At 47.4% G+C, this 17,282-nt stretch carries 13 protein-coding genes and 1 pseudogene; 8 read left to right on the plus strand and 6 right to left on the minus strand.

The window, feature by feature from the left end; translation table 11 throughout:
* The first annotated feature begins 820 nt into the window (after positions 1-820).
* Positions 821-4,144: an ATP-binding protein gene (locus tag SPI6313_RS14715; RefSeq protein ID WP_175551150.1), complete on the plus strand. Its 3,324-nt coding sequence runs from the start codon at positions 821-823 to the stop codon at positions 4,142-4,144.
* 63 nt (positions 4,145-4,207) lie between these two features.
* Here the strand turns inward: SPI6313_RS14715 and SPI6313_RS14720 are convergent, their stop codons facing one another.
* From SPI6313_RS14720 to SPI6313_RS14735, 4 genes are all read right to left on the minus strand, one after another.
* Positions 4,208-5,113, minus strand: coding sequence for a D-Ala-D-Ala carboxypeptidase family metallohydrolase (locus SPI6313_RS14720; protein WP_072621682.1), 906 nt, complete (start codon positions 5,111-5,113; stop codon positions 4,208-4,210).
* 850 nt (positions 5,114-5,963) lie between these two features.
* Positions 5,964-6,164: a hypothetical protein gene (locus tag SPI6313_RS14725; protein WP_072621683.1), complete on the minus strand. Its 201-nt coding sequence runs from the start codon at positions 6,162-6,164 to the stop codon at positions 5,964-5,966.
* Entirely contained in the window at positions 6,157-6,423 is a 267-nt protein-coding gene (locus SPI6313_RS14730; RefSeq protein WP_072621684.1) for a BrnT family toxin, read from the minus strand. The genes SPI6313_RS14725 and SPI6313_RS14730 overlap by 8 nt, the downstream gene beginning before the upstream one ends.
* A 103-nt stretch (positions 6,424-6,526) precedes the next feature.
* Positions 6,527-7,519, minus strand: a complete 993-nt coding sequence (locus SPI6313_RS14735) for a GntR family transcriptional regulator (RefSeq protein WP_072621685.1) — start codon at positions 7,517-7,519, stop codon at positions 6,527-6,529.
* A gap of 90 nt (positions 7,520-7,609) precedes the next feature.
* Here SPI6313_RS14735 and SPI6313_RS14740 point away from each other — a divergent pair, with 90 nt between their 5' ends.
* Complete coding sequence (locus SPI6313_RS14740) at positions 7,610-8,362, plus strand: dienelactone hydrolase family protein (protein WP_072621686.1); 753 nt, start codon at positions 7,610-7,612, stop codon at positions 8,360-8,362.
* Positions 8,359-9,360 (plus strand): S1 RNA-binding domain-containing protein, encoded by a 1,002-nt coding sequence (locus SPI6313_RS14745; RefSeq protein ID WP_084669045.1) that lies wholly within the window; start codon positions 8,359-8,361, stop codon positions 9,358-9,360. Before SPI6313_RS14740 ends, SPI6313_RS14745 begins: the two co-directional genes overlap by 4 nt.
* An 89-nt stretch (positions 9,361-9,449) precedes the next feature.
* Here the strand turns inward: SPI6313_RS14745 and SPI6313_RS14750 are convergent, their stop codons facing one another.
* Positions 9,450-10,982 (minus strand): methyl-accepting chemotaxis protein, encoded by a 1,533-nt coding sequence (locus tag SPI6313_RS14750; protein ID WP_072621688.1) that lies wholly within the window; start codon positions 10,980-10,982, stop codon positions 9,450-9,452.
* A 342-nt stretch (positions 10,983-11,324) separates the two neighbouring features.
* Here SPI6313_RS14750 and SPI6313_RS14755 point away from each other — a divergent pair, with 342 nt between their 5' ends.
* From SPI6313_RS14755 to SPI6313_RS14780, 5 genes and pseudogenes are all read left to right on the plus strand, one after another.
* Complete coding sequence (locus SPI6313_RS14755) at positions 11,325-12,581, plus strand: ABC transporter ATP-binding protein (RefSeq protein ID WP_072621689.1); 1,257 nt, start codon at positions 11,325-11,327, stop codon at positions 12,579-12,581.
* Between the two features lie 312 nt (positions 12,582-12,893).
* Positions 12,894-13,969: pseudogene (locus SPI6313_RS22385) on the plus strand (IS630 family transposase).
* Positions 13,970-13,980: 11 nt separating this feature from the next.
* Entirely contained in the window at positions 13,981-14,715 is a 735-nt protein-coding gene (locus tag SPI6313_RS14770; protein WP_072621692.1) for a class I SAM-dependent methyltransferase, read from the plus strand.
* A 166-nt stretch (positions 14,716-14,881) separates the two neighbouring features.
* Complete coding sequence (locus SPI6313_RS14775) at positions 14,882-15,796, plus strand: class I SAM-dependent methyltransferase (protein ID WP_072621693.1); 915 nt, start codon at positions 14,882-14,884, stop codon at positions 15,794-15,796.
* Between the two features lie 7 nt (positions 15,797-15,803).
* Complete coding sequence (locus SPI6313_RS14780) at positions 15,804-17,045, plus strand: glycosyltransferase family 4 protein (RefSeq protein WP_072621694.1); 1,242 nt, start codon at positions 15,804-15,806, stop codon at positions 17,043-17,045.
* Here SPI6313_RS14780 and SPI6313_RS14785 read toward each other — a convergent pair.
* Positions 17,026-17,226 carry a hypothetical protein gene (locus SPI6313_RS14785; RefSeq protein WP_072623158.1) on the minus strand — a complete coding sequence of 67 codons (201 nt, stop codon included), beginning with the start codon at positions 17,224-17,226 and terminating at the stop codon, positions 17,026-17,028. The genes SPI6313_RS14780 and SPI6313_RS14785 overlap by 20 nt on opposite strands.
* Positions 17,227-17,282: the final 56 nt, after the last annotated feature.

The following is a 17,282-nucleotide window of genomic DNA, read 5'->3' on the forward strand; positions in this document are numbered from 1 at the left end:
CAAAATGAATTGATCCTGACTGTGGCTAGGCTCATTCTACTGATTCCCCCAGATAATTCCCAAGATTCCCTATGATTCTTTTAACAAAGTCAAAACGAAGCTATCTCAATCATCATCAGTGTTTAAGATTTATTTAATATTTTATTGCGATTTTATTGAAGCTCTGCTTTGACAATTTAACATCATCCTGTTCCCACAATCCCAACGGTAATCCCCCAGCAGAGCCATACTGAAGTGCCAAACCACATCACTCAATCATCGATCCATCCCATGCCCTTCATCTCAACCATGAACTTTATCCGTCTGATCAGAGTAATTCAATGACGACAATACAACCAGGCAAACATACCAAAAAAAGATGCTAATCCTCTCTTGAATCAGCATCAATCTATGAGATTTAATCCATTTAATCGGCTCCTAAAACGTTAGCAGTCTTGAGTTATTTCAACGAGAGTTAATATTGTGCGATATAATTACTAAACTTATCGGAATAATTTGATCAGAATGATTGTCACAGTCTATCGGGTGGATCTCTTGTGTCCAATCTGGCGATCCTCAATCATCCTCAGTCCAGCCATCTGCAACGATCCGATGATGGCAGTCCCTTGGACAGGTATTCGCTGATGGTGCTTGAAGAGTATCACGAGAGCCTGAAATCAATCCAGTTTCATGACCTAACCCCTGCGACCCCAGCAAATCAATGTTGAAACGGCCTTTTTCACCTATTTCACTCCGTTTATTCTTGATTGTTCCTCTCCTATTGCAAATCATTGTAATTGTTGGTTTAACGGCTTATGTTTCCTTGCAGAATGGTCGGCGCATGGTCAATCAACTCGCACGGCAATTAGCCACGACTATCGGCGATCGCACCAAAAGCGAAATCAATCAAAACCTCGTCGTGCCCCTCACCTTACAAAAAGCCTATTCCGCTAGCCATAAAAGTGGACAACTCGATGTGCAGAATCTGGCGAGCCTAGAGCGCTTTTTTACGCGACAACTCCAAAGCCAAACCCTCGTCACCGGGTTATCTTTTACAACACCAGCCGGAGATTTTATCGGGGTCGAACAGATTCAAGGCAGAACCCGACTCCTCCGGGTGCGCAATGCCGAGACCGCGCCCAATCAACATATCTACCGCCTCACCCCTAGCGGCGATCGCGCCGACTTCATCGCCGCCAATGTCTATGATCCCCGCAAAACCCCTTGGTACAACCAAACCATTCAAGGTTATCGTCAGAAGTGGAACTCCGTTTATCTGGACAAAAGACAATTAAAAACCAGCCTTTCTCGGCCTGTGTATAACGACCAGAATGATTTAGTAGGAGTTCTCAATATTGAAATATCATTAAATCAAGTTGATGATATTTTTAATGAACTATTTGCCGATGAAGACACTCATTTTTTTGTCATTGATCAAGATAACTATCTGATTGCCACCTCAACCCAAGAAGCACTCTATCAAAAAAATCATCGATTGCAGGCTGGACTCAGTCAATCATCCTTGATCAGGCAGGTTTCTCATCAGCTAAAAAACACAAGTCGCCGTCGCTTATTCCGACGCAACACATCAGACTTCATTCGCATTGAAAACCAAAAATATTATATCTATACCACTCCCCTTGATAACCTCGATTTAAAGTGGGCTTTAGTGGTGATTTTACCAGAAACTCGATTAGGACATCATCTCGATGCAATCACAACCCACACCATCATTCTCTGTATTGGTGCGCTCATTATTACAATAATTCTGGGCACGTTTACCACGCGAATCATTGCAGCCCCATTGCTCAATTTAGTGAGTGCTAGTCAGAAAATTGAGCAGTCTGATGGACAGGATGCCCTCAGCATTGAACCGAGTTGGATTCGAGAACTCGAAATTCTCAGAGCTGCATTTCTCAAAATGCACCTGAAGATTCGGGAAACATTGACAAAGCTCAATAGTCGTCAGGAAGATTTAGAATCTTATATTGAAGATCAAAGTAACCTCTTTAAGGCAATTTATGAAAATGCAGGGATTGGAATTGGGTTAACCAATCTAGAGGGTTATATTATTGATAGTAATCCCGCATTGCAAAAACTGTTGGGCTATGACGGTGATGAATTAAAAACATTACATTTTTCTGAATATACCTATCCCGATGATTTGGGTGCTGACACCTCCCAAGTGGCTGAAATCTTTGCGGGAGAGCGGGATAACTTTACCATGGAAAAACGCTATATTCGCAAGGACAAAAGTGTTGTTTGGGCCCGGATGACTTTATGTTCTATTCGTAAAAATGGTCAGCTTGAATATACATTCTGCATGACTGAAGATATTACGGACTGGAAGCAAAGTGAGGCGAAAAATAAAGCGATTTTGTCTGTCCTTCCTGATCTAATTTTACATGTGGATTATGAGGGAAGATATTTAAACTATTATGCGATGCAAGATAAAAATATTATCGATCTAGCGACGACGGGTAAACAGCGAATTGGCCATTTTTTATATGAATTTTTGCCGGACGATGTGGCAAAACGGCATTTGTATTTTATTCAGCAGGCAATCCTGACCGATACGCTGCAATGCTACGAGCAGGAAATTAAAATTAATGGGCGATCGCAATACGAAGAGGTCCGCATTGCCCATAGTGGTAGCAATGATGCGGTGATGATTATTCGTGATATTAATGATCGCAAACGGACGGAATTATTTTTACAGCAGGCAATGGAGGCAGCCCAGGCAGCAAATACGGCAAAAAGTCAATTCTTGGCGAACATGAGCCATGAACTGCGGACACCGTTGAATGCCATTCTTGGGTTTACGCAAGTGATGGCACGGGATAAAAGTTTGAGTCTAGAGCACCAAAATTATATTCACATTATTAATCGCAGTGGTGAACATCTTCTCAATTTAATCAATGACATTCTAGATTTATCCAAAATTGAAGCAGGTCGGATTAAGCTGCAACCGGAAAGCTTTGATCTTCAAAATCTGTTCCAAAGTTTGACGGAATTGCTCAGTGCTAAAGCGCAGGCGAAGGGAGTTGTGTTGCGCTGTTGTCTTGATGAAGATGTTCCAGTGCTGCTCTCAGGTGATGTGAGTAAACTCCGTCAAGTGTTGATTAATTTGTTGGGTAATGCGATTAAGTTTACGAATCGGGGGAGTGTGGTGCTGCGGGTGCGCAATGAGACTCCTGACCAAACGCCTGCATCGCTACAATTTACGATTACGGATACGGGACAGGGAATTTCAGAATCTGAAATTTCGCTTTTGTTTCAAGCGTTTGAGCAAACGGGGGCGGGGGTTCAATCCAACAGCGGGACGGGGCTGGGTTTGGCGATTAGTCAGAAGTTTGTGATGTTGATGGGGGGAGAAATTGGCGTTAAAAGTACCTTGGGTCAGGGTTCAACGTTTTACTTTTCGCTGACGTTGCCGCCGGGTCAAGTGGAGGATGTGCGGGTGCAGGCTTCATCGTTGCCGGTGGTGGGGTTGGCTCCGGATCAGCCGATCTATCGCATTTTGGTGGTGGACGATCGCTGGGAAAATAGCCATTTGGTGGATCAGTTGTTGACGAAGGTGGGGTTTGAGGTGCGGACGGCGGCGAATGGGGAGGAGGGGATTGCGGTGTGGGAGGAGTGGCAACCGCATCTGATTTGGATGGATATGCGGATGCCGGTGCTCGATGGCTATGAGGCGACGCGACGGATTAAGGGGACGGAGCTGGGACGCAAGACGGTGGTGATCGCGCTGACGGCGAGTGCGTTTGAGGAGCAGCGATCGCAGGTGTTGGCGGCGGGCTGCGATGACTTTGTGCGCAAGCCGTTTCAGGAGGCGGTGCTGTTTGAGAAGATGGCGCAGTATTTGGGGGTTGTCTATATTTATGGGGAAACGGGACTGATGGAGATGCCGCAAATTGGCATAGAGGAGGCGGAGGAAGTGGATCTTGTGGCGTTGCTCCAGGTTATGCCGGCGGCATGGCAGTCTGACCTCTTAGCGGCAACGATCGCAGCGAACTCGACCCAAATTTTAGACCATTGTGAGGCGATCCCAGACGAGGCGATCGCGCTCCGTGACCAGATTCAGCATTGGCTCGATGAGTTTCGCTTTGACCTGCTCGAAGACTTGCTCGTTGCGTCCTCCGCTTCAACCTCGGAAACGGTCTAACGGCGGGTGGAGGGGCGATCGCGCCTCGATGCCCGTCCATCCCGATGCCTGAGCAATCGCCCATTAGCTGCCGTAATTCCACCGGGCGCGATAGCCGCGATTATCCAGGTGGGTGAAGGTGCGACCGTAGCCCAAACCGCCGCGCCAGAAGGGGTCAAGTTGGCGTTGCACCTCCTGGGGCGATAACCCGGCGGCGACAAAATCAACCCCATGGCCTTGGATGTGGGTGGAACGGCTGGCCCCACCGATGGCACGATTGACCGCAGGCGGACGATACCAACTGGTGATCGTGATTGAGCGACCACCGAGGCGATCGCGCACCTCTTGCATCCGGGCAGCCATGTTGACAATGTTGTTAGTGATGCGTTCATTTTCCGGGAGGCGTGTCCCGTTTTTGGTAGCTTCACCCCAGGAGAAATTCCCCCCAGGGATGATCGGTGTATCTGTGGTGAGTTGGCCTTTCCCGGCGATCCGAATCAGTTTACCGCTGGGTTGTGGGGGGGCGGGGGGATCTTGGGGGGGCGCGTAGGCTTCGATGTGGAGGGTGTCCACATGGCCTTCAAACACATACCACTCGGTGCGATCGCCCAAGGGATTTTCCAGTTCCACCTTCAGATGTGACCCCAGATCCGTAAAGGTTTTCACCGCTAATTCTCGCTGGGACACCGCAAGTTTGTCCTCATCACCGAGTTGAGTAGAGCTAATCGGTTTTTGTTTGAAGATGGTGTCTTGGTTAATCACCAGCGTTCCGGACTGGGAAATGACCACATGGCCTTCAAAGACATACCAGTCGTTTTGGTCAGCGATCGCCTTATCCAACGTGATTTTGTAATGCGCCCCTGATTTATCAGCACTGCTAATCCCGTACTCTCCTTTCTCCACCGTAACTTTTTCCCGATCACTCAACTCCGTTGACTGCACCGGCTTCGCCTTAAAGATTGTCGTTTGATTAACAATTAGGGTAGACATCGTGAAAATTGTTGTCCAAAAATTACATCGTCTTTAACTCTAACGCTGTTCCCCAACGTCCCGGCTTCCCCCTTCAGCATTTAGACCGAATCTTCAAATTTCTTGACATACTCTCCCCACGGCAACTTGGCCCAAGCTCAGCCACTTTTTATGCGTATTCTGATCAGCGGTTTCATTCGTGACTTCAAGCCAACCCTCGACAGATTCAGTGAGCATTACCATAAACTATTGATGGGTTCCACCCCAAGCATGGCAGCCAGGCAGTACCGACACAGAACCACACCACACCTTCCTGCCAAATAACTGCTTCAATTTTCATCGTTATTTTTTTCTATTCTTAATCCATCACCTTCTAATTGCTTATCGAGATAATTCACCAAATCTTGCTGTGGATAAGGATCGCCCCAATTTTTTGATTCTTCGATCAAGGCTAAGATTACGGTATTCACTGTCTTACTATCATCTTTGATAGATTCTAAAATATGACTTACATAGCCTGCTCCTGAGTACAGGACAAAAAATTAGGCTTGGGCTAAAACCCTGATGATTTCCTAGGTTGGGTGGAACAATCGCAAAACTCAACACGCTCCATCAAAATTCATAGTCTGTCGTGCGGGCATCTTGCCCGCAGGGACTCAGACAAAATAGGGAGCAGGATGCTCCCACCCCATCAAAATCAAGATGCCGCCGTACCTTTCAACGTTTGTCCTGCACTCAGATCTGTCTCACCAGAAATGATTTTGGTTAAAGTTCTAATCATGTGCTTTGAAAGCATACTTCAAAAACCCTCCTATGATGTTTGCAAACTAGTTTTTTGCCATAGCACATTAAAACCATGTCTCTGCGTTGCCTATGAAAGCTGGTTTTCTTTGGCATACTCCCGTAGGGCATGATTCACCGCTTCAGCATTTGGAAAAATGCGATGTCGATCAGGTTCAATCATGACAATATTTGTCCCGGCTTGATAGCGATGGATGTATTTTCCCCGCTGACCGGAGCGAATTAAGTCTTCAGAATATTCAGGTCTGAGGGTATCTTTTTCATTATTCATCGGCTTTGCGTTCTCTTCGGGTCATCGGTCGTGCTGAGATAATACGAATGGAATCTGCCCGTTCAGTCAACGAGACAACGATATAACTTCCCTTCAAGGATAGGCCCAACAGTAGATATCGATCCTCATCCTGAGCATGATCCGGATCATGAACACCAGCAGAATACGGATCAGCAAACACCTCAGTGGCTTCTAAAAATGAGACACCATGTTTGAGTTGGTTACTTTGTGCCTTTACCTTGTCCCATTCAAACTCCATTACCGATTAATTAGTTGAGTGTGTCTCACCGCTATCAAAACCATAACGATCGCCTAATTACGATCGCATCTTGATTGTCGCATCATCAATGTCAGGGCGATCGCTACCCGATGCCCAATTCACGTTTGAGGAGGTTGATCGATTTTTCGCCGATATAGTTTTCACTGCGGACGAGTTCGGGGTGGCGGATCAGTTCGTCGCGGAGTTTGAGGATGGCTTGTTTGACGATTTCGTAGCTGGCTTTGTCGGACAGGATGGTTTGGGAACTGCGGATCAGGGCGTTGAGTTTGTAGGTGTCTTCCACTTGGGCGGAAATGACGAGGATGTCGTCACCGCGCAGGCTGTGGGCGAGGGTTTCGGCGATGTTGAGGATGCCGGTGCTGAGGCTGACGAGGCCTAGGGTGGTATTTTTGGGCAGGGTCTTCATCAGGGTGAGTTCTTTGGTGTAGTCGCAGATATCGACGGGGATGACGCGGACGGAGCGGGGGGCGGCGATGTCTTCGGCTTCTTTGATGAAGTAGCGACTGGTGACGACGGTGCCGGAATGGGTTTGAGTGAGGACGGTGGGGAGTTCTTCGAGGGGGACGAGTTGGACGGGCATTTGCAGGGAGGCTTCGAGTTCTTGTACCATCAGTTCTCCGGCTCCGAGGTCGCGGGCGGGGACGGTGACGAGGACGCGGGCACTACAGCGGAGCCGCCAGTCAATTTCGGAGAGGAAGAGTTCGCGGGCTTGGGAGAGGGTGCAGCCTTGGGTGAGGAGGTTGTCGAGGCTTTGTTGGATCAGTTTGTAGGCATCGGGGTATTTTTCGAGGATGGGCGATCGCAAACTCGTGCCGCCTTCGTGGCCTTGGGGTTTGACGTAAATTCCCGACCCGGCTTGGGATTCCACGAGGCCGGTGTCTTCGAGTTGGCGATAGACTTTGCTGACGGTGTTGCGGTGCAGGCCGGTGATTTGGGCGAGTTGGCGGGTACTGGGGAGTCGATGTCCGGGGGGATATTGACGGGATGCGATCGCAAATTGGATTTGGTCGAACAATTGCCGCGAAGCCGGAATATCGCTATCCGTCTGAATGTGAAACTGCACCGTATTAGCCATAGGACTGTGGAAAAATAACCAGTAGAACGCCAGGTTTCTCTATGTTCTAGTGTAGGCTGTACAGAGAAATTTTCGGAGAATCCACGCCCCATGTCTGCCCTTGCTGTCAAAACCGAGGCTGTCCAGGTGATGAACGGTACTCTTGCCATTGATGCCTATGTCGCTCAACCCACCACGGGCGGCCCCTATCCGGGCATTATTGTCATTCAAGAAATTTTCGGGGTCAACGCCCATATTCGCAGCCTTGCCGAGCGGTTGGCGGCCGAGGGGTATGTGGCGATCGCCCCCGCCCTCTACCAACGCACCGCCCCCGGCTACGAAACCGGCTACAGCCCCGACGAAGTCACCCAAGGTCGCCACTACAAAGACCAAACCCGCGCCGACGAACTCCGCAGCGACATCCAGAGCGCGATCCGCTACCTCTACCAATTGCCCACCGTCAGCCCCACCGGAGTGGGTGCGATCGGATTTTGCTTCGGTGGTCATGTAGCCTATCTCGTCGCCACATTGCCCAACGTAAAAGCCACCGCCTCATTTTACGGCGCGGGCATTCCCACCTTCACCCCCGGCGGCGGCGACCCCACCCTGAGCCACACCCCCGACATCAGCGGCACGATCTACGCTTTCTTTGGCAACGATGATCCCCTCATTCCCCATGAGCACATCGACCAAATCGCCGCCGCCCTCCAAACCCACCAGATCGACCATAAAGTATTCCGCTACGATGGCGCAGGCCACGGCTTTGTTTGTGATCAACGAGACGACTACAATAAAGAAGCAGCCAACGCCGCCTGGCAAAACGTATTAGAGTTATTTAAATCTCAGTTATCGCTACTGTCATGACCTCTCCCTCATCTCAACCGTCCTTTTCCATGGATGACTTCGCCCAAGCCCTCGAAAAAGAGAGCTACACCTTTAATTTTGAACGGGGGAGTGTTGTCACTGGGAAAGTATTTGAATACACCTCCGACGGCGCGTTTGTGGATATTGGCGGCAAAGCGGCGGGGTTTATTCCCATTGATGAAATCGCGGTGACGCGGGTTTCCAATCTCGAAGCGGCTCTACCCCAAGACGAAGCCTTGGAATTTTTGATCATTCGTGACCAGGATGCCGATGGCCAGGTGATTCTGTCGCGGCGACAATTGGCAATTCAGCAACTCTGGCAGGATTTAGAAGCACTTCAGGATGAGGGGAAAACCCTAGAAATGCAGGTGACGGGGAGTAATCGCGGTGGGCTGATGGGCCAGGTGTATGGGTTGCGGGCGTTTATTCCGCGATCGCACCTCCTCGAACCCGAAAAACAACTGCTCAGCGACGGCAAAGCCGATGTCCTCACTGGCCAAACCCTCGTGGTCACCTGTCTCGAAGTCTCCCAAGAACGCCGTAAACTTGTCCTCTCCCAACGCAACGCCGCCCGCACCAGCGCCATGAAGACCATCGAAATCGGCGCACTCCTAGAGGGAACCGTGGTTAATTTGCAACCCTACGGCGCATTTGTGGACGTGGGAGGGTTAACCGGCCTACTCCATGTCAAGCAAATTAGCCGTAACACCATCCAAGCCCCCAGCACCGTCCTCAGCATCGGTCAGGCGATCAAAGTCGTGGTGCTCGATGTGGATGAGCAGAAAAATCGGCTGTCCTTCGCCACCAAGGTGCTCGAACGCTATCCGGGGGAATTGCTCGAAAAATTTGACGCGGTGATGGCGGACGCAGAAGAACGACTCCAAGCCGCACAAACGCAAGAGGACACCCCGCCCGCACCCGCTGCAACCCCAGAACCCGCTACACCTGAACCGGAAGCGACTGCAACGCCTGACCCCGCTGTCGCAGAGGAGGAATAGAGCCGCAGGCAATGGTTTGAGCGATCGCGCTGGCTCTGGTGTCGCGGCTTAGGTGTTGTGATGTCAGCGGGTAGACGATCGCACCCTCTTCATCGGGCCGATTGGATTTGGAAAAATGCGATCGCCGCCTGTAATTCGGTCGCCTGCTCCGCCAAATCCTGAGCCGTGCGAAACAACATACTCGCCACCTCTGAATTTTGTTGGGTCACTAAATCCAATTGACCGATGGCCTGATTAATCTGCGTCGATCCTTGTAACTGTTCACGACTTCCATTGCTAATTTTTTGCACAAAAGTAGCCGTGTTTTGAATACTCGGCATCAACTGATTGAGCATGGTTTCCGCTTGGCTGACACTGCTCACACTCGATCCCGCCAGTTGATTAATATCCGCCGCCGCATTGCGCGTTCGTTCTGCCAACTTGCGAATCTCTAGCGCCACCACCTTAAAGCCATTCGTGCCATCCTGCGATCGCGCCGCCTCAATACTGGCATTCAACGCCAACATATTCGTCTGCACCGCAATCTCCTCCACCACCGAAATCTTTTGGATAATCGTGTGCATCACCTCAATCACCGCTAAGATGGCGTGGCGCGTCGTCTCCGCATCCGTCGCCGCTTGACTGGCGATCGCCTGCGTCTCCTCCGCGTGGTTCGTATTCGCTTGGATCGTTTCAATCATATGTTCAATGGACTTTGATGCTTGCTGGGTCGCCGCCGCCTGTTCCGCTGCTCCCGATGACATTTGGGTCGCACTGGCACTCATCCCTTGACTCCGTGCAAATACTGCCTCCGATGACAACTTCACCCGCGACACAATGCCCTGCAATTGACGCACCATCCGATCCATCGATGTCAACAATTGACCAATCTCGTCTTGGCGATTCGTGCCAATACTGACATTGAGATCACCCGACGCTAACCGATCATTGAGGGCGATCGCCTCCCGGAGCGATCGTGTAATTGAACGAGTCGTCACCACCGCCAAAGCAGCAGCCACCACCACCATCAACACCAGCCCCACAGTCCAGCGCAAACTTTGCAGCCGCTGCCGTTCTGCATCTTCCACAAACTCTTGCGCTTTATTGTTTGCAAAATCAGTAAACGCCTGAGTATCACGCAGGAGTTCATTCACATAGACCGCCCCTTCCCCCTTCGTAATCGCTGCCGCTTCTGCTATCTGACCCGCCTTCCGGAGTTGAATGACGCGATCGCGAATGGGTTTCCATCCCAAAAAATTGCGCTGGAGAGCCTCAATCTCACTGGCATCGCCCAAGAAGCGATCGAAAAGGATCGTAAACTCATCCAAAACCTCCGCCTCCAATCGATCCACCTGATCCGCCGCCGCATCAATCTCCGCCTCGGAATTCGCCAGCGCCACATCCTTCATCGAACGGTGCATCTTAACAATAGTAGACTCCAACTTCAGAACCGTTGTGCTCACCGTAAACGGATGATCGTACAATTGATTCGTCAATAGTGACAACCGATTCATACTCTGAACCGTATATCCACTTAGCCCCACCAAAACACAGGTAATCAAACCGTAACTCAACCCCAAACGGGTTCCAATATTCAAGTTGAAGCTCGAAAAGGAACGTGAGGCAAGAACTTTCATAATCATAGCTATTCCTTTCGACTACACAAGAGTGAATTATTTATAAAATCATTGAGATTTAGAAAATATCTATTCTTACAGACTTACGCCTTCCTTCAGTCTAAACATCACATTTTTTGCGTATCAGGACACTAAAATCTTAAAAATTCAATAACTATTTACACTGCGCCACCAACGGCTCACCTTCATTCGATTTTTAGCACACAGAGTATAGTGGAACCTCACCTCACCCCACCCCCGCCCCGCTCCATTCGCGCTAACATCCCTCCGCACCACAACACGCCGCCCCACCCTGAAGCCCGTAGTGTATGGTATAGACTTAAATACCCTTTCAACCTCAGTAGTCCTATGACCGATTGGGCGATCCGCGTTGACAACCTTGGCAAAAAATACACCATTCGTCACCAACGTCAACATCAAACCCTCCGTCATGCCCTCACCGACAGCCTGCGAAACTTGAAACGAGGGCGATCGCACCATCCAGCCGCCCCCACCCAAGAAGAATTTTGGGCCCTGAATAACATTTCCTTCACGATTCAGCAAGGCGATCGCGTCGGCATCATCGGCCGCAACGGAGCCGGCAAATCCACCCTCCTCAAACTCCTCAGCCGCATCACCGAACCCACCACCGGCAAAATTCACCTCCGGGGTCGCGTCGCCAGCCTCCTCGAAGTCGGCACCGGCTTTCACCCCGAACTCACCGGCCGCGAAAACATCTTTCTCAACGGCTCCATCCTCGGCATGGAACGCCAAGAAATCCTCAAGAAATTTGACGAAATCGTCGCCTTCGCCGAAGTCGAACGCTTCCTCGACACCCCCGTCAAACGCTACTCCTCCGGCATGTACGTCCGCCTCGCCTTCGCCGTCGCCGCCCACCTCGAAACCGAAATCCTGATCATCGACGAAGTCCTCGCCGTCGGCGATGCAAAATTTCAAGAAAAATGCCTAGGAAAAATGAAAAATGTCCAGCGAGAGGGACGCACTGTTATTTTTGTTAGTCACCAAATGGGAATGATCAATCAACTTTGCAATCATGCCTTTTTTCTAGATAATGGTGTCTTAGTAGAAGAAAACATACCTAGTATTATTATTCAAAACTACCTAAATCATATCCATCAAGAACAAAACAATCGATTCTTTAAGGCAAAAAAGAATAACCAAGATATTCAAATTATATCCGCAGAAACTGCAAGTCAGTCTGGACAGTCTAAAGTTCAGTTTAGTCATGATGAAGGTATTATTTTAAAAATCAATGTTTATGTCTTGCATCCTGTAGAGAATGCAACAATCGGTGTATTACTAAAAGATTATCAAGGGCGCAATGTTTTTACAACTCAATACAACTTAGAAAATTCCCAGAAACAGTCCACTGAACTACAAGCCAGCATGAAAATACCTGGAATGTTTTTAAGGCCCGGACGGTACTCATTCTTAGCAGCAGTCCATGTTCCAAACATTCGTGAAATTGATTGTGTTGAGGAAATCTGTAGTTTTATGATCTTCGATATTGGCTCAGAGTTCTCGATTTATAGTGATCAATCAGACCAAGGATGTGTCTTTGCAAACTGTCAATGGAATATTCACGAAACCTCCGTGATTGTGTAACTTATTGATCAATTAAATTCAAAAAAATCAAAGATCATAAAAATTCAATATTTCGAGTATCATCAAGAATCTTATTGACTCAAAAAATATATTTGAAAAATCTAGATCATGAAAAAAGTAAACTATCTCAATGTAGGATGTGGAGATAAATTTCATACGGCATGGACTAATATTGATATGTACTCTAACAGCCCCCATATCAAAGCATGTAACTTACTCAACGGAATACCCTTTTCTACTAAGTAGGCCAGGGTAGAAAAAGAGAGGTAGATTGAGAGATGTAAAGAGTGAGTATAAAGAACAGGTGTACTTATGGGAGCAAGGATGAGAGTATTTCTAAGCCCAGAGGAAGAAAGAACCCTGTGGGAGCTAAGGAAAGCAACCACAGTAATACAGAGAGTCAAAGACCGTGCAGAAGCTCTGAGACTCAGCCATCAAGGATGGTACGTCGAAAAGATAGCCCAACACTTGCACTGGAATGTAGGGACAGTGAGGAAAACGTTCAAACGTTGGCAGGAAAAGGGCTTAGGCGGACTCTGGGATGCACCAGGAAGAGGAAAAAAGAGCACCTGGACAGAAGCCGACATGGTGTACCTAGAAACCTGTTTGCGTGAAGAAAAGCGAACCTATAACAGCGTACAGTTAGCCAAGAAACTCAAACGATACAGAGGCATTAGCTTGAGCCCAGACCATCTGCGTCAGGTGCTCAAAAAAAGGGGGTGATATGGAAGCGGACACGTCAGAGTCACCGAGAGCGCCAAGACCCAGCAACGCGGGCGATTAAGCAAGCAGACTTAGAGATGCTCGAACTCTCTGCGGCAGCAGGGGAGATTGACTTGCTCTACGGCGACGAATCCGGCAGTTGTTTATGGAGTGCCGCCAGTTACAGCTATTACTTCCGAGGTGAGCAAAAACGACAGGAGCAGACTCGCAAGCGAGGCAAGAGGCTCAGCATCATCGGTTTGTGGCAGCCATTGGTCACCTTCATCTACTCTCTGGTTTTAGGCAGCTTTAAGAGCGATGACTTCATCGCCTTGATGAACCAGCAAGCCCAGAGTGCCGCTGACATCCTCTCGAAAACCGGACGGATAAGGGTCATTGTGCTGGACAACGGCTCCATTCATACCAGCAAGCTTGTTCAAGCCCAGATTGCTACTTGGCAAGCTCAGGGGCTTTATCTTTTCTTCCTGCCCCCCTACTGTTCAGAGATGAATCCTATTGAGTTGGAGTGGCAGCATCTCAAGCGAGATGAGTTGGTTGGTCAGATGTTTGAGTCAGAGAAGGAGTTGGCTTGTGAGGTCATTTTTGGACTTGATGCTCGGGCACAACAAAACGCTCACTCCACTGAATATGTCAATCTGCGACAACCTCAATATTCTGTTACATAGTTCACTCTTTCTTGCCTGAGCTACTTAATTCTTTTGATGTCGTTTATCATTCTCAAGTGTTAGAGCATTTCCCCAAGGAAAAAGCATCCTTTTTCATGAGTGAATGTTTTCGTGTCCTTAAACCAGGAGGAATAATTAGAGTAGTGGTTCCTGATTTGGAAAATATTGTTAATGAGTATATAAAGTGCCTTAATGAAAATCTGAGTAATTCTAATAAATATTCAGAAGCAAACTATGATTGGATTTTACTAGAACTATATGATCAGACTGTCAGAAATTATAGTGGAGGTCAGATGGTTGAGTTTTTACGACAACCTGAGCTTATTAATGAGGACTATATTGTAAATCGCATTGGGTATCTGGGTAAAAGTATTAGAGATTATTATGTAGCAACTGAAATTAATGAAATACAAACATCTTACTGGAAAAGAGTTGTAAAAAAAATAAAAAAAAATTCATTAGATGTATTTAGAAAATATTTAATTCCAAAAACAAAAAGTGAATTTTATTCAGAAGCTTACAAAGTTGGCTCATTCCGATTAGGAGGAGAAGTTCACATGTGGATGTATGATCGATTCTCTCTTTCACGACTATTAGATAAATGTGGATTTAAGTGTATTGAAATTCAAACTCCTCATAGCAGTAGCATTCCTGAATGGAGTGAATATGAATTAGATGTCAAAAATGACATCATATTTGATCCTACATCTCTATTTATGGAAGCTCAAAAACCGATGCACTCATAATCACAATCTTGATTTTTCTGCTATGTATATGTTTTTATTTTTATGGTCACATCAAAATAATAAAATAGTAGATAAAATGAGAATCCAAAAAAATACTCAAGCACAAAATTGAGTCATCTAACATGACTTTCAAGAAAACACTAAATTCAAGTACTTGGCATAAAAAATGATAAAAAGTCCGCTCAATAACTATGGTCATGTCAAGAAAATTGCTTCTTTTGAAGTCAATGAGTTAATTGAAGCCTGGCAAAAAAAGTATGCAATAAATATTACACAAGAAATAAAATCTCAAGATGAATTAATACTCTATGAATGTCAAGATAGCAAGATCAGATTTTTTGAGCCATTGAACTTAACAGGATCAGGTGAGTTTTACGAACAACTTCAAAAATTTCATTGGTATTATGTTCCTAAAAAGTGGGAATATGGTATTGCCATTAAAGATTTAACTAACTGTCAATCTATTTTAGAAGTCGGATGTGGAGAAGGTGCCTTCATTGAACAACTTCAAAAATACCATAATGCTGATATTCAAGGGGTTGATCTCAATCCAAAGGCAGTAAAAATTGCACAGAAAAAGCAATTACCAGTGGTACAGCAAGATATCAAGGAAATAGCTCAAGAAAAAGTAGAATATTTTGATGCGATTTGTGCATTTCAAGTACTTGAACATCTAGGCCAACCTCAAGAGTTTTTGAGTCTTACTATGAATTTATTGCGCCCTGGTGGATTACTTCTCATTTCAGTTCCTAACTGTGATTCATTTATGCGTGATGCTCAAGATGATCTTTTAAACATGCCTCCGCACCATTTAACTCACTGGAATACAGAGTCTTTATTTTATTTGACTAAGATTTTTCCGATTCAAATGAAACATGTTAATAAAGAACCTCTTGCTCTATATCATGTGGATTTTTACATTGATGTTTTACTCAAACGGTTACAGAGAAAAGGGTTCTCAAAAAGGTTAACGACTCAGATTTTGCATCGGCTCTTGAAACCTTTATTACAGACTTTTTCAAGTTTACGTCACTTGATTGTGGGACACACTCTCTATGTTTGTTACCAAAAGCATGAGTAGCTAAGTGATGAGAGTTGTTCATTTGAATCAGTCTGATATTTCGGGGGGGGCGGCGATCGCAGCCTTTCAACTTCACGAGTCATTGCGGCGATCGCAGGTGGATTCTCACCTCTGGGTGGGGGCTGTGCAGAGTGGGCATCCTCACATCACCCCGGTGCAACGGTGGACGTGGCTTGAAAATCAATTATCGCGGTTGAATCGGCGGGTGAGTTTAAATTATGTCAATTTAATTAGTAGTTTTACACTCGATCAACAGGCTTGTTATCAAAGAGCCGATGTGCTGAATTTACATAATTTACATACGGGATATTTTAATTATTTGGCATTACCGAGGCTGACACAACAAAAACCAACAGTTTGGACGCTCCATGATATGTGGAGTTTAACGGGCCATTGTGCCTATAGCTATGATTGCGATCGCTGGAAAATTGGCTGTGGATCGTGTCCCTACCCCCAGGAATATCCAGAAATTGAATTTGATAGTAGTGCATGGGAATGGCAGTTAAAACGGTGGGTCTATCAGCGATCGCCCCTAGAAATTATCACGCCGAGTCAGTGGTTAGCCGATCAAGTGCGGCAGAGTATTTTGGCTCCTTGTCCGGTGACTGTGATTCCTAATAGTGTGGATTTAGAGCAGTATCAACCCCTTAGTGCGGAGTATTGTCGTGAACTTTTAGGGATTCCGAAAACGGCATCGGTGTTGCTGTTTGCGGTGGAGAATTTGGGTAATCGGCGTAAGGGGGGCGATCTATTATTAGCTGCCTTGCAACAACTCGATGAAGCGACCCGTTCTAATCTGGTGTTGCTGACATTTGGCCAGGGTGGGGAGGGATTGAACCCAGGATTAAAGCTGCCGATGGTGCATCTGGGGTATGTCCAAAATGCGCGGTTAAAAGCGATCGCCTACAGTGCAGCGGATCTCTATCTGCTGCCCACCCGTGCGGATAATTATCCCCTGGCGATTCAAGAAAGTTTTGCCTGTGGTACACCGGTTGTGTCCTTTGCGGTGGGGGGTGTGCCGGAATTGGTGCAGCCGGGCAAAACAGGCTATCTCGCCCCACCGGAAGAGGTGGCGGACTTTCGGCGGGGCATTACAACATTACTGGGGCAAGATCTCCAATCGTATCGACAATCCTGCCGCGAATTTGCTGAACAACACTTTCAACCCCAAGACCAAGCCCAACGCTATCTAGCGCGGTATCACCACGCGATCGCTCGCGCTCAAGCCTTTAAATCTCGTCGGGGATGACCCATTGGGTGGGTTCGCTGAGTTTTTTGATCCGGGCGGCTTCGGCGATGTTGAGCATGTCGTCAAGGGAGGTTTCGGCCATGAATTTGGTGGCCTCTTGGACATAGGCGCGGTGGGGGCATTGATCCCCCAAAACGCACCCATTAACGCAGGCTACGGCACAGTTGATTTTGGGTTCCATTGTGATATTTGCGATCGCACCATTACAACGCTGAATATTGTACACGCTGGCTTTGG

The organism is Spirulina major PCC 6313 (genome assembly GCF_001890765.1).
In the GTDB taxonomy this organism is placed as follows: Bacteria; Cyanobacteriota; Cyanobacteriia; order Cyanobacteriales; family Spirulinaceae; genus Spirulina; species Spirulina major.

Bases quoted from the DNA above. Each gene is read 5' to 3' on its own strand.
- SPI6313_RS14715 (WP_175551150.1), top strand. From the start codon at position 821: ATGGTCAATCAACTCGCACGGCAATTAGCCACGACTATCGGCGATCGC.
- SPI6313_RS14720 (WP_072621682.1), bottom strand. From the start codon at position 5,113: ATGTCTACCCTAATTGTTAATCAAACGACAATCTTTAAGGCGAAGCCG.
- SPI6313_RS14725 (WP_072621683.1), bottom strand. From the start codon at position 6,164: ATGAATAATGAAAAAGATACCCTCAGACCTGAATATTCTGAAGACTTA.
- SPI6313_RS14730 (WP_072621684.1), bottom strand. From the start codon at position 6,423: ATGGAGTTTGAATGGGACAAGGTAAAGGCACAAAGTAACCAACTCAAA.
- SPI6313_RS14735 (WP_072621685.1), bottom strand. From the start codon at position 7,519: ATGGCTAATACGGTGCAGTTTCACATTCAGACGGATAGCGATATTCCG.
- SPI6313_RS14740 (WP_072621686.1), top strand. From the start codon at position 7,610: ATGTCTGCCCTTGCTGTCAAAACCGAGGCTGTCCAGGTGATGAACGGT.
- SPI6313_RS14745 (WP_084669045.1), top strand. From the start codon at position 8,359: ATGACCTCTCCCTCATCTCAACCGTCCTTTTCCATGGATGACTTCGCC.
- SPI6313_RS14750 (WP_072621688.1), bottom strand. From the start codon at position 10,982: ATGATTATGAAAGTTCTTGCCTCACGTTCCTTTTCGAGCTTCAACTTG.
- SPI6313_RS14755 (WP_072621689.1), top strand. From the start codon at position 11,325: ATGACCGATTGGGCGATCCGCGTTGACAACCTTGGCAAAAAATACACC.
- SPI6313_RS14775 (WP_072621693.1), top strand. From the start codon at position 14,882: ATGATAAAAAGTCCGCTCAATAACTATGGTCATGTCAAGAAAATTGCT.
- SPI6313_RS14780 (WP_072621694.1), top strand. From the start codon at position 15,804: ATGAGAGTTGTTCATTTGAATCAGTCTGATATTTCGGGGGGGGCGGCG.
- SPI6313_RS14785 (WP_072623158.1), bottom strand. From the start codon at position 17,226: ATGGAACCCAAAATCAACTGTGCCGTAGCCTGCGTTAATGGGTGCGTT.